General features: G+C 57.4%; 12 protein-coding genes. 8 read left to right on the top strand and 4 right to left on the bottom strand.

Features of this window, described 5'->3' with window-relative positions; genetic code table 11:
* Positions 1-63 precede the first annotated feature (63 nt).
* The 6 genes from AAC637_RS05660 to mnmH all read left to right on the top strand — a co-directional run bounded on the left by AAC637_RS05660 (position 64) and on the right by mnmH (position 6,479).
* Positions 64-1,134 carry a TRAP transporter substrate-binding protein gene (locus AAC637_RS05660; protein ID WP_445322712.1) on the top strand — a complete coding sequence of 357 codons (1,071 nt, stop codon included), beginning with the start codon at positions 64-66 and terminating at the stop codon, positions 1,132-1,134.
* Positions 1,135-1,161: 27 nt separating this feature from the next.
* Complete coding sequence (locus AAC637_RS05655) at positions 1,162-1,707, top strand: TRAP transporter small permease (protein WP_340302678.1); 546 nt, start codon at positions 1,162-1,164, stop codon at positions 1,705-1,707.
* Positions 1,700-3,193 carry a TRAP transporter large permease gene (locus AAC637_RS05650; RefSeq protein WP_340302677.1) on the top strand — a complete coding sequence of 498 codons (1,494 nt, stop codon included), beginning with the start codon at positions 1,700-1,702 and terminating at the stop codon, positions 3,191-3,193. Before AAC637_RS05655 ends, AAC637_RS05650 begins: the two co-directional genes overlap by 8 nt.
* Before the next feature lie 71 nt (positions 3,194-3,264).
* Complete coding sequence (locus tag AAC637_RS05645) at positions 3,265-4,149, top strand: NAD(P)-dependent oxidoreductase (RefSeq protein ID WP_340302676.1); 885 nt, start codon at positions 3,265-3,267, stop codon at positions 4,147-4,149.
* 3 nt (positions 4,150-4,152) lie between these two features.
* Complete coding sequence (locus AAC637_RS05640) at positions 4,153-5,439, top strand: glycerate kinase type-2 family protein (protein WP_340302675.1); 1,287 nt, start codon at positions 4,153-4,155, stop codon at positions 5,437-5,439.
* Positions 5,436-6,479, top strand: a complete 1,044-nt coding sequence (mnmH, locus tag AAC637_RS05635; protein ID WP_340302674.1) for a tRNA 2-selenouridine(34) synthase MnmH — start codon at positions 5,436-5,438, stop codon at positions 6,477-6,479. The genes AAC637_RS05640 and mnmH overlap by 4 nt, the downstream gene beginning before the upstream one ends.
* Here mnmH and AAC637_RS05630 read toward each other — a convergent pair.
* Entirely contained in the window at positions 6,476-7,114 is a 639-nt protein-coding gene (locus tag AAC637_RS05630; RefSeq protein WP_340302673.1) for a GcrA family cell cycle regulator, read from the bottom strand. The two genes, mnmH and AAC637_RS05630, sit on opposite strands and share 4 nt — an antisense overlap.
* 265 nt (positions 7,115-7,379) lie before the next feature.
* Between AAC637_RS05630 and AAC637_RS05625 the strand changes: the two genes are divergently transcribed.
* The gene (locus AAC637_RS05625) at positions 7,380-8,177 is read left to right on the top strand and encodes an ABC transporter permease (RefSeq protein WP_317656315.1); all 798 of its coding nucleotides are present in this window, start codon (positions 7,380-7,382) and stop codon (positions 8,175-8,177) included.
* Here AAC637_RS05625 and argF read toward each other — a convergent pair.
* From argF to metF, 3 genes are all read right to left on the bottom strand, one after another.
* Entirely contained in the window at positions 8,174-9,100 is a 927-nt protein-coding gene (gene argF, locus AAC637_RS05620) for an ornithine carbamoyltransferase (protein WP_340303155.1), read from the bottom strand. The two genes, AAC637_RS05625 and argF, sit on opposite strands and share 4 nt — an antisense overlap.
* A gap of 27 nt (positions 9,101-9,127) precedes the next feature.
* The gene (locus AAC637_RS05615; protein ID WP_340302672.1) at positions 9,128-10,306 is read right to left on the bottom strand and encodes an aspartate aminotransferase family protein; all 1,179 of its coding nucleotides are present in this window, start codon (positions 10,304-10,306) and stop codon (positions 9,128-9,130) included.
* Between the two features lie 269 nt (positions 10,307-10,575).
* On the bottom strand, positions 10,576-11,442 hold the full coding sequence (metF, locus tag AAC637_RS05610) for a methylenetetrahydrofolate reductase [NAD(P)H] (protein WP_340243426.1): 867 nt from the start codon (positions 11,440-11,442) through the stop codon (positions 10,576-10,578).
* A 95-nt stretch (positions 11,443-11,537) separates the two neighbouring features.
* Here metF and AAC637_RS05605 point away from each other — a divergent pair, with 95 nt between their 5' ends.
* On the top strand, positions 11,538-12,449 hold the full coding sequence (locus AAC637_RS05605; protein WP_340302671.1) for a LysR family transcriptional regulator: 912 nt from the start codon (positions 11,538-11,540) through the stop codon (positions 12,447-12,449).
* Positions 12,450-12,488 lie beyond the last annotated feature (39 nt).

Genomic DNA, 12,488 nt, shown 5'->3' with positions numbered 1-12,488 from the left:
CAATTGGCCGCGCCTATCTTGCGGATATGAACTTTGGGCTATCATTTTGGGGGATGGTTGGTGATGACCTCTTTTTCAGGACTTTCGAATAAACTCACTGGGCTGGCACGGCGCAGCTTGATAGCGGCGGCCGTTGGCTTTGCCGCGCTCCCCTTTATGTCTCATGCGCAAGAGGTGACGTTACGTCTTCACCAGTTTTTGCCCGCCCAATCCGTTGTGCCTGCGCAGATTTTGGATGTCTGGGCCGATACGGTCGAAGCGGCCTCTGGCGGTCGAATTGAGATTGAACGCTATCCATCGATGCAGCTTGGTGGCACGCCGCCTGAATTGATTGACCAACTCCGCGATGGTGTGGCGGATATTGTTTGGACTGTGGTGGGCTATACGCCTGGCCGCTTCCCCACCACTGAGGTTTTTGAGCTGCCCTTCATGGTCGAAGATGCGGCAGCTGCCTCATACGCCTATTGGACGATGTTCGAGCGGCACATGGCGCAAGGTGAATTTGCAGATTACCATATTTTGGGGACTTGGGTTCACGGCCCGGGCGTGTTCCATGCCAATGCGTCCATTTCGGTGCCCAGTGACCTTGAGGGGATGAAAATCCGTGGTGGCTCGCGACTTGTGAACCAATTGCTAGAGCAATTGGGGGCCGAACCTGTTGGTATGCCTGCCCCCGCTGTTCCCGAGGCTCTTTCGCGCGGCGTGATTGATGGTGCGACCTTCCCGTGGGAGGTTACATCCTCTGTGCGCGTGGCTGAGTTGATCTCTTATCATACCGAATTCGAAGGGCCTGCTGTCTACAACCTGACCTTCGTTATGGCGATGAATAAGGATGTTTATGCGGGGCTGCCCGATGATCTGAAGGCGATCATTGACGCAAATTCAGGGCTAGAGTTCTCGGTTTTTGCAGGACGCACACAGCAAGCCGCCGATGCGCCTGCACGCGATATCGCCGTGGATTTGGGAAATGAGATCATCACGATCCCAGAGGCGGATGCAGCTCAATGGCGCGATCTTGCCGCGCCCGTATACGAGGCATGGGTGGCCGATATGGCGGCGCAGGGGCGTGATGGCGCGGCCCTTATTGACGAGGCGCGCGCCTTGATGGCCGAATATGAGGCCGCAAACCCCTAAGCCCAAGTGGAAGGGGATATGCGCCCCATGTTGGACAGGTTCTTTCATCGCGTGGCGATTGGAATGGCCCTCGCGGGGGGCATTGTTTTATGCGCTGTGATTGTGATGGTGGGCCTGTCCGTTTTAGGGCGCGCCTCCAGCGACCTTACTCATGGCCTGCGCGATAGCCTGCCTTTCGCACAAGCGCTGATTGATCTGGGCATTGGGGCTATTCGTGGTGATTTTGAATTGGTCGAAGCGGCCCTAGGGTTTGTGATTTTCGCCTTCATGCCCCTTGCGTCTTTGCAGCGCGCGCATGCACGGGTTGACCTCTTGACCCCCTATCTGCCCCGCAGCGTAAAGACGGGAAGTGATCATTTGAGCGCATGCGGATTTGCCACGGCATTTGCGCTCATGGCGGCTATGTTGTCGGTGGGAACATGGTCAAAATATCAATCAGGTCAGACCTCGTTCATCCTCGCCATTCCCGTATGGATGCCGCAAGCGGCGGCTGTCGGGGCGGCTTGGGTGGCGGCCATAGTCGCACTCTATGTGGCGATGCGCCAATTTGGGCAAGGGTCGCAAGATGAGTGATCTTTGGATCGGCATCCTGTCTTTTCCGACCTTGCTTGCGCTGATTTTTCTGCGCATTCCGATTGGGTTGGCGATGTTTGGGGTTGGCTTTTTGGGCCTTTGCGCCGTCCAGGGGGACGCCAGTTTGGCCTTAGGGCGGCTGCGCAGTGAAAGCTACACGACATTCTCAAATTATGCGCTCTCCATCATCCCGATGTTTCTATTGATGGGCCATTTCGCCACTTTGGGTGGAATGAGCCGTGCGCTTTTTGATGCGGCGGCCTCTTTCTTAGGGCATCGGCGGGGCGGGGTGGCGATGGCTGCGATTGGGGCCTGTGCGGGCTTCGGGGCCATTTGTGGCTCCTCTCTGGCCACAGCGGCCACGATGGGGCGGGTCGCCTTGCCCGAACTGCTCGCCAAGGGCTATTCGGGGGGGATTGCCACCGCCACATTGGCGGCAGGGGGCACCTTGGGCATTTTGATCCCCCCCTCCATCGTTTTGGTGATCTATGCGATCCTTACGGAACAAAATATTGCTAAGCTTTTTGCCGCCGCGCTCATCCCTGGGGTTTTGGCGGTCCTTGGGTATATGGCGGCCATTGCGATTTATATGCGCCGCCACCCTCAGGAAGGCAGGCTGAGCCCGCGTGCCCCTTGGGCGATGCGCGCGCGGGCTTTGCGCGCAACTTGGCCTGTGTTGGCGGTGTTTTTGGTGGTGGTGGGCGGTATTTATGGGGGCATCTTCACCCCCACGGAGGGCGCTGCAATCGGTGCGCTTGGGGCAGGTGGTGTGGCTTGGGCGCAGGGCGGGTTGACCCGCGAAACCCTCGCGCAAAGCCTGCTGCAAACGGCCAGTTCGACCGCGATGATATTTTTTATCATTCTAGGCGCTGCCTATTTTAATGGATTTCTTGCCCTCACCCAAGTGCCGCAAGGCTTGGCCGAATGGGTTGGGGGGCTGGGATGGAACCCCTATGTGATCCTTTTGCTGATCCTGTGCCTTTACCTGCTGTTCGGCTGTGTCATGGACAGCTTGTCGATGATCCTTCTCACGATACCGATTTTTTTCCCCGTCATCTTATCCCTTGATTTTGGGTTGTTGGATTTCACCTCGCTACAGCTCGAGGCTGTGGCCGAGGTTCTGCGCGGTGATCTCTCTGGCTTTGCAGCGGATCAATTGGCCGAGGCGCGGGCCGCCTTTGAGGCAGGCCTCCCCCTTGCGCAAGATACGGCGCGGGCATTGGGGATCACTTTGACCGAGGCGCGTGTCGCGCGGATGGAGGCCGAATTGGTGGCTATTTGGTTCGGCGTCCTCGTGCTGATTGTGGTGGAAACAGGTTTGATTACGCCACCTGTTGGGATGAACCTCTTTGTGATTTCCGCAATGGATCGCGACACGCCTGTCTCGGCCACCTATCGGGCGGTTCTTTATTTTGTCACCAGTGATCTGTTGCGCGTGGCCTTATTGGTGGCCTTTCCTGCGATCACTTTGATCTGGCTGATCTAAGCCTTGCTCGTGCCGCGCTGCGGGCTAGGATAGCAGAAATCTGAAAAACTTCGGCAGGGAGAGAGACAGCAATGGCAAAACTTGCATTTTTGGGCTTGGGCGTGATGGGCTATCCGATGGCGGGCCATCTGCAAAAAGCGGGTCACGAGGTGACAGTCTATAACCGCACCACCGCCAAGGCAGAGAAATGGGCGGCAGAGTATGGGGGCGGCTTCGCCACCACCCCGCGCACTGCCGCCGAGGGCGCAGATGTGGTTTTGTCTTGCGTGGGCAATGACGATGATTTGCGCGCCGTTGTGCTAGGGGATGATGGCGCTTTGGCGGGTATGGCCAAGGGCGCGCTTTACGTGGATCACACGACAGTTTCCGCGATTGTCACGCGTGAGCTTGGCGCAACCGCCGCCGCATCTGGCGTGGGTTGGGTTGATGCCCCCGTCTCAGGGGGGCAGGCAGGCGCAGAAAATGGACAGCTTGCCATCATGTGCGGTGGCGCGGATGCCGATTTCGCCCGTGCAGAGAGCATCGTTGCCGCCTATTCCAAGGCGACAGTCCATTTCGGGGAATTGGGCAATGGCCAAATCACCAAAATGATCAATCAAGTCTGCATCGCAGGCGCTATTCAAGCTGTTTCTGAAGGGCTGTTCTTCGCGATGCAGGCAGGTCTTGATGCGAAAAAAGTGGCAGCCCTTGTGTCGCAAGGGGCGGGCGGGTCATGGCAATTGGCCAACCGCGCCGAGACAATGGTGGACAATAAGTTCAATCATGGGTTTGCAGTGGATTGGATGCGCAAGGACCTCGCCATTGCCTTGGGGCAGGCCAAGGAATTGGGCATTTCACTGCCTGTGACTGCCATGGTGGATCAATATTACGGCGATGTACAGGCTTTGGGGGGCGGACGTTGGGATACGTCTAGCCTGATCCAACGCTTCCGCAAATTGCATGATATGGATATCTAAAGCATGAAACAGTCGGCGGCCCCCACAGATCTTGAGGGGTTTTTGCGGGATATCTTTGACGCGGCGATTGCCGCCGTTGATCCGCGCGCAATCCTTGCCCCCTATTTGCCTCAACGCCCAAAGGGTCGCGTGGTGGTTATGGGGGCGGGTAAGGCCACAGCGCGTATGGCGCAGGCGGTTGAGGCCGCATGGGGGCCATGCGAGGGGCTTATTGCCGTGCCCCATGGCGCAAGCCTGCCTTTGAAGGGGATCGAGGTGGTGGAAACCGCCCACCCCGTGCCTGACGCGGCCAGTGAAGCCACGGCGGTGCGTCTGCTTGAACTGGCGCAAGGCCTAGGCGCGGATGATCTTGCGCTGTTTCTCATCTCTGGTGGGGGATCGGCGCTTTTGGCCGCCCCTGCCCAAGAGGTTAGTCTCGCTGATAAGCAAGCGGTGCATCGCGCGCTTTTGCGCTCGGGCGCGTCCATTTCGCAAATGAATATTTTGCGAAAGCACCTCTCTGTGATCAAAGGCGGCCATCTGGCTGTGGCGGCCCATCCCGCGCAGGTGGTGACCCTCTTGATCTCGGATGTGCCAGGCGATGACCCCGCGATTATTGCATCAGGGCCGACTGTCCCTGACCCATCAACCATAGATGAGGCGCGCGCCATCGTGGGGCGCTACGCCCTTGATCTGCCGCCAAGCGTATCGGCGCACCTTGCGTCAGGGCAGGGCACGCCGTCCGCGGATCACCCTGTATTCGGGGCCGCACAGACCCATATGATCGCAACGCCCATGGCGGCGTTACGCGCCGCGCAGGCCCGTGCGAAGGCGCTTTGGCCTGATCTGAGCGTGGTGATCTTGGGTGACGCTTTGGAGGGGGAAGCGCGCGATTTGGGCCAAGCCATGGCAGGGATCACGCAATCCATCTTGCGTCACGGCGCACCATTTTCGGCGCCTGTGTTGCTCTTGTCGGGCGGGGAAACCACTGTCACCATTGGGCAGACCAAGCCCGGGCGAGGTGGCCGCAATTCCGAGTTTCTTTTGTCTTTTGCCACCTATGCCCCCGAAGGGGTTTATGCTTTGGCCTGTGATACGGATGGGATAGATGGGGCAAGCACCAATGCGGGCGCGATCTGGTCGCCGCGCGTGGCCCGCCAAGGCGCAGATCTCGACAAACGCGCCTTTCTTGCTGCCCATGATGCATTCCAGTTTTTTGAGATGGCAGATGGTGTTGTCACCACTGGCCCAACCCATACCAACGTGAATGATTTTCGGGCCATCCTGATCCCTGCGGATGCCGCGCTATGATTGCCCTTGATGGTCTGAATTTTACGGCCCTTTCCGAATTTGACGCGATTTTGGATGTGCGCAGCCCGTCTGAATTTGCAGAAGATCATATGCCCAATGCCATCAGTTGCCCCGTGCTTTCCGATGAGGAGCGCGCGCGGGTTGGCACGGTTTACAAACAAAACAGCCCCTTTGCCGCGCGCAAGATCGGGGCGGCCTTAGTTGCGCGGAACGCGGCGCATCACATTGAAACCCAACTGTCCCATCATGACGGCGCATGGCGGCCCTTGGTTTACTGTTGGCGCGGGGGGCAGAGATCCAATTCTTTCGCAACCATATTACGCCAAATCGGATGGCGGGCAGAAGTGGTTGAGGGGGGCTATCGCGCCTATCGCAGATTGGTCGTGGCACGGCTTTACGAACAGCCTTTGGGGCTGCGGATCATTCGCCTTGATGGCAATACGGGCAGCGCCAAGACGGAAATCTTGAACCGCCTTGATGCGCGCGGGGTGCAGGTTCTGGATCTTGAAGGCATGGCGCGCCATCGCGGTTCGAGCTTGGGTCAAATGGCAGGGGCGCAGCCGAGCCAAAAAGCCTATGAATCTGCGATTGCCGCAAAACTGGGTCGCTTTGACCCGTCCCGCCCTGTTTTGGTTGAGGCAGAATCCGCGCGTATTGGCATGTTGCGCATACCGCCCATGCTGTGGGTCGCGATGCGCGACAGCCCGCGTATCATGCTAGATATCCGCCCTGCTGCCCGCGCCACCTATCTGGCCAAAGCCTATGCAGATTTAACCGCAGATCAGGCGGAATTTGCCGCGCGACTTGAGCATTTGCGCGGGCTGCAAAGCAACGAACGGCTTGATCAATGGCAAGATATGCTCCGCCAAGGGGAGTGGCCCGATTTGGCGCTTGAGTTGATCAAGCATCATTATGACCCTGCCTATGCGCGCTTGCGCAGCACAGAGGCAGAAGGGTCGCAGATGATGCGCATCACAAAAGACAGCCTTGGCCCCGCAGAGATAGCCAAAATCGTGGATGAGATCGCAGCCGCGCTTTAACGGCGGCGGTCGCGTCTGGTGCTCATGGGTTGGAAGGCAACACCAACATGGGCTTCGCAATAGGGTTTCCCCTGTTGCACAGGCAGGCCGCAGAAATAAAAATTCTCTGTGGCGGGGTCGCCAATGGGCCATTTGCAGGTGCGCTCGGTCAATTCCATCAGGCTGATCCGCTTGGCGTGGTTTTCCACTTCTTTCACCTTCGCCAAGGCCTCGGGGCTGATTTCATTAGCCGAAGGCTGCGGCGGCAATGGTTGACCTGCGGGGACAATCGGCTTGCGCAAAGGCGTGACATTATTCGCGCGTGGCACAGGGGCTGCGCCAGGGGCTTCTGTCGCGGGCTTGGCTTCTGCTGCGGGGCGCGGCTTGGGGCTTGGTTTCGTCTCTGCGGCTGTGTCGCGCTTTGCATTGGCGCGCGCCGTTGCGGCGTTTGGCTCGGCAGGGGCCTTCGTCTCTTTGGGGGCTTTGGCCGTGCTTGCAGGGGTGGTGGTCGAGCGGTTCGACAAACCCAAGCGATGCACTTTGCCGATGACGGCATTGCGCGTCACCCCGCCCAACTCTTTAGCGATTTGGCTTGCGGATTGCCCTTCGGCCCACATTTTCTTGAGTAGCTCTACGCGCTCATCGGTCCAGGACATCACGTCCCTCCTGCATCAGATATGGCTTTGTGGCCCTTGCGGCCCATCCTTACACAGCGCAATCGCGCCAGTCATAAAGATAGGGATATGGGCGTTTTACACCCGAAAGTGAAGCCCTATTCTAACTGTCCCACTCGCCAACACAAGAGGCGAAGCGGTGGCGAAAGGTCAAGGCGGGAGCTGACCTTGTCAAAGCATGGGGGGTTGAGATGCGGCAGGGGCTGCTCTACCTGTTGGGGCGTTGATACAGGGCGGAGAGCAAGCAATGTCAGCAGAAATGGGCGCGCGCCGATTTGGACGGATGAATTGGTTGGGTCTTTATACCTTGATCTGGCGCGAGGTGATGCGCTTTGCCACGGTATGGAGCCAAACAATTCTCGCGCCATTGGTCACGGCCGCGTTATTCATTGCGATTTTCTCACTCGCCATTGGTGCAAAGCGCGGGGATGTGATGGGGGTGCCGTTTGTGCATTTCATTGCGCCAGGGATATTGATGATGACAGTCATCCAGAACGCCTTTGCCAACACGTCTTCCTCCCTCGTCATTTCAAAGGTGCAGGGCAATATCGTTGACACATTGATGCCGCCCTTGAGCCCGCTTGAATTGGTTGTGGGGTATATGGCGGGCGGCATCGCGCGCGGGATTTTAGTGGCACTTTGCACGATGGCGGTGATTTTTCCCTTCATCGGGCTTGGGGTTGCGCATCCCCTTTGGGCGCTTGTCTTTGTGATCCTTGGCGCGGGGTTTTTGGGGCTTGTGGGCGTTGTCGCGGGGATCATCGCGCAGAAATTCGACCAGATTGCCGCGATCACAAATTTCATTGTGACCCCGCTGAGCTTTCTTTCAGGCACATTCTATTCGATCGAGGGCCTGCCCAATTGGCTTTATGTGGTGAGCCACGTTAACCCAGTTTTCTACCTGATTGATGGTTTGCGCTATTCAGTCTTGGGTGTGTCGGACAGCAGCCCCGTTTTGGGGCTCGCTGTTGCAGGTGGCGCCACGGTTGCCATTGCCTTTGTGGCTTGGGCGATGTTTCGTTCAGGCTATCGCCTCAAAAGTTAAAGACCAAGACACCACCGCATCACGGCTTTTTGGGCGTGCAGGCGGTTTTCGGCCTCGTCAAAGATCACGGATTGTGGGCCATCCATCACCTCATTGGTGACCTCTTCGCCTCGATGCGCGGGCAGGCAATGCATGAATAACGCATCTTCCTTGGCCTGTGCCATCATCGCGGCATTGATCTGATAGGGGCGCAATTGATTGTGGCGGCGTTCCTTGGTGGTTTGGCTGTCATGCATCGACACCCAAGTATCTGTCACCACCAAATCCGCACCTTCCACAGCACGCGCAGGATCGCGCGCAATTTCGATTTTCGAGCCTTTGGCGCGGGCTTCTTCGATGAAGACGCGCTCAGGATCAAGGGTTTCGGGGCCAGTGAAGGTCAGGTCAAACCCAAACTGCCCTGCGGCATGGATCATTGAGGCGCAGACATTGTTCCCGTCTCCCGACCAGACCACTTTTTTACCTGCAATCGGCCCGCGATGTTCCTCATAGGTCAGGATATCGGCCATGATCTGGCAGGGGTGGGTGCGATTGGTCAGCCCGTTGATGACAGGCACGGTGGCATTCTCTGCCAATTCCAACAGCACATCTTCCTCGAAGGTGCGGATCATGATCAGATCAACATAGCGAGACAACACCCGCGCCGTATCTGCAATGGTTTCGCCATGGCCAAGCTGCATTTCGCTGCCAGAAAGCACCATAGATTGACCGCCCATCTGGCGCACGCCCACATCGAAAGAGACGCGGGTGCGGGTCGAGGGTTTTTCAAAGATCAGCGCCACCATATGCCCCGCAAGCGGCTGCGCGTCATCGGCTGCCCCTTTGGGCCGGCCTGCCCGTGCTTGTTTCATCGCAGCCGCCTGATCAATCATGGCCCGTAAATCGCTTGGCGTTGTTTTATGGATATCGAGAAAATGGTTCATTGTTTTTTCTTTCATTCGCGGCAGCGATCACGCGCCTGCGTCAAGGGTTTCCAGCGCATGTGACAGGCGAGACACAGCCTCTTGCGCTTCGTTTTCGGTCAAGGTGAGGGGGGGCAGCAGGCGCACCACATTATCCGCGGCAGGCACGCTGAGCATCAATTGCGTTTGCGCGGCGCGCACAAGGTCAAGGTTGCTGATTTTGCACTTCAGACCGAGCATCAGACCCTTGCCGCGCACCTCCTCTAGATGGTTGGGGAATTGTGCGATCAAACCCTCCAAGCCCTGACGCAACACACCGCTGACCCGCGAGACATGATCAAAAAATCCATCTTCTAGCATGGCCTCCATAACGGCGGTGCCAACCGCACAGGCCAAAGGATTGCCGCCATAGGTTGACCCGTGGCTGCCTGCAACCATGCCGCTGCCCGCGTCTTCGGTGGCCAGAACTGCACCCAGTGGAAAGCCGCCGCCAATGCCCTTGGCGACCATCATGATGTCAGGGGTTACGCCTGCCCATTCATGGGCGAACAGCCGCCCCGTGCGGCCCATGCCACATTGCACCTCATCAAAGATCAGCACCGTGCCTGTCTTGTCGCACAGATCACGCAGACCTTTTAGGCATTGCTCAGGCACCGGACGAATTCCGCCTTCGCCTTGGATTGGCTCAATGATGACGGCGCAGGTTTGATCTGTGATGGCCCCTTCAAGCGCGGCGTGATCGCCCCATTTCAAATGCGTGAAATTTGGCATTAACGGGCCAAAGCCCTTGATCATCTTCTCAGACCCTGCCGCCGCAATTGCACCTGTTGAACGGCCGTGAAACGCGCCCTCAAAGGCGACAATCTCGACACGATGCGCCGCGCCTTTTTCAGCATGATATTTGCGCGCCATCTTGATCGCCAACTCGGCGCTCTCGGTGCCTGAATTGGTGAAAAAGACCCGATCTGCGAATGTATGTTCGGTCAATAGAACACCAAGGCGCTCCTGTTCAGGGATCGTGTAGAGATTGGAGACGTGCCACAGTTTTTGTGCTTGATCATTGAGCGCCTGCACAAGTTTGGGATGGGCATGACCGAGCGCGTTGACCGCAATGCCCGCTGTCATGTCCAAAAATCGGCGACCATCTGCCTCGACCAGCCAAGCGCCTTCACCTTTCACGAAGGAAAGCGGGGTGCGGTTATAGGTTGGAAGAATCGAGGAAGTCATCGCTCGGAAATCCTTGTGGTTGACCGCGTCATCAGCGGTTTTGTGAAAGTCGGGATTGAACAGAGGAAAAAGCTGCTGCGCAAGGGCAGCGGGACAAAAAATGCACCAAATCCCACACCAGAAGCGGTGGGGAGGGCCAAGGCCTTAGCGTCGGCGGCGCTTTTGCGCGATAGGATGCGGTTTTGTTGTCATGGGCTGTGGCATAAAGTGTTTTCTGCCAACAGGCCAGAGAAAAAGCGGCGCCCATCTGAGGGCGCCGTTTTTATGCTTTATGCAACTTGTGCCAAGGCTTGTTTCGGTGTCACGCCAAGGGCAGCGCAAATATCGCGCGTCAATTCAGGCGTGTTGAGGGTGTAAAAATGCAAATCCTCAACGCCGCCTTCGATCAAATCGGTGCAAAGTTCGGTGCACAGGGCGGTCGACAGCAGCGTTTCGCGGTCATCCCGGATGGCCTTTTCATAGGCCTCATCCACCCAAGCGGGGATATGCGCGCCGCAGGCCGATGCAAATCGGCGCACGCGCGTCCAATTGTTGACGGGCAAAATTCCAGGAATAATCGGTGCAGTGATCCCCGCATCCGCACAAGCATCGCGGAAGCGGAAAAACGTATCAGCTTCAAAGAAAAACTGTGTGATTGCGGAATTCGCACCTGCATCAACCTTGCGCTTCAGGAACTCGACACAGGCATCGAGGTTTTCTGCCTCTGGATGCGGGTCAGGATAAGCGCCCACACGTAGGTGGAATTTGCCCGTTTTGGCCAAGGCCTCAACCAATTCGACCGAACTTGCAAATCCCTCAGGATGGGGGGTGAATTTGCCCGCACCTTTCGGTGGGTCGCCGCGCAATGCCACGATCTCGGTCACGCCCGCCTCAGCATAGCTGTCCGCAATAGCCAAAGTTTCTTCGCGGGTCGCGTTCACGCAAGTCAGATGCGCCGCAACCGCAACGCCATAATTAGCGTGAATTGTTTTCACGGCATCATGGGTCAAGTCCCGCGTTGTGCCGCCTGCGCCATAGGTCACGGAGACAAACTCGGGCGAGAGCGGAGCCAACTTGCCCAATGTGTCCCACAGGCGGAAGGAGGCCTCAATCGACTGAGGTGGGAAGAATTCGAATGAAATGCGCGGTGTGGACATGATGATTCTGAAATCCTTGAATTGCTTGAGATCTTGTCGCATAGAGATGTTCAGTGAAGCAAATTCATAAAATTCATCATCAACATGAGGTTGATATGCATATCGAGTTCCGTCACCTGCGCACGATCAAAGCGATCCATGAATGCGGTGGCCTCGCCAAAGCGGCGGATCAGTTGCACATCACGCAAAGTGCCTTGAGCCATCAGATCAAGGGGCTGGAGGATCAAGCGGGGTTGGAACTATTTGTGCGCCGCTCCAAACCCATGCGGCTTTCTGCGGCGGGGATGAGGCTGTTGCGTTTGGCTGAAGAGGTTTTGCCACGCATCGAGGCCTTGGAAGATGAGTTTTCAGGCCTTCGGTCTGGCAAAGCGGGGCGGTTGCACATCGCGATCGAATGTCACGCCTGTTTTGACTGGCTTTTGCCCGTGCTTGAGGCCTTCCGCACCGCATGGCCTGAGGTTGATGTCGATATTCGCCCCGGTTTGCAATTCGAGGCCCTGCCTGCCCTTCTGCGCGAGGAGGTGGATTTGGTTGTCTCCTCTGATCCAGAAGATTTGGATGGGGTCGATTTTACCCCGCTCTTCGATTACGAGCCCGTTTTTATCTGCTCTAAGGATCATCCGCTTGCGCAAAAGGATTTCATCAGCGCCGAGGATTTCGCGCAAGAAACCTTGATCACATACCCCGTAGATCGCGCGCGGTTGGATGTATTTACCGAAGTTTTGATGCCCGCAGGGATCGAGCCAAAAGCAATTCGGCGGGTCGAGCTATCTGCCGTGATCGTGCTTTTGGTGGCCTCTCTGCGCGGGGTGGCAGTTTTGCCCGATTGGGTTGTTCGGGGGCAGGCGTTGCAAAACGCCTCTATTGTTTCGAAACGCCTGACACAAAGCGGGGTGACCAAACGTCTCTATGGCGCTACGCGTGCCGAAGACACGGCCAAGCCCTTTATGGCCAATGTGCTGCGCCTTGCGCGCACTGAGCCACCAAAATTACAGCGCCGTGGTTAGGGCGCGCGCAGATTTTGAAGAAATCGCGCCCCTGCACCC

This window comes from Roseobacter sp. HKCCD7870 (genome assembly GCF_037830315.1).
Classification (GTDB): domain Bacteria; phylum Pseudomonadota; class Alphaproteobacteria; order Rhodobacterales; family Rhodobacteraceae; genus M30B80.
The sequence above is the reverse complement of the archived record's forward strand: the minus strand, read 5'-3'. Positions and strand labels throughout refer to the sequence as shown.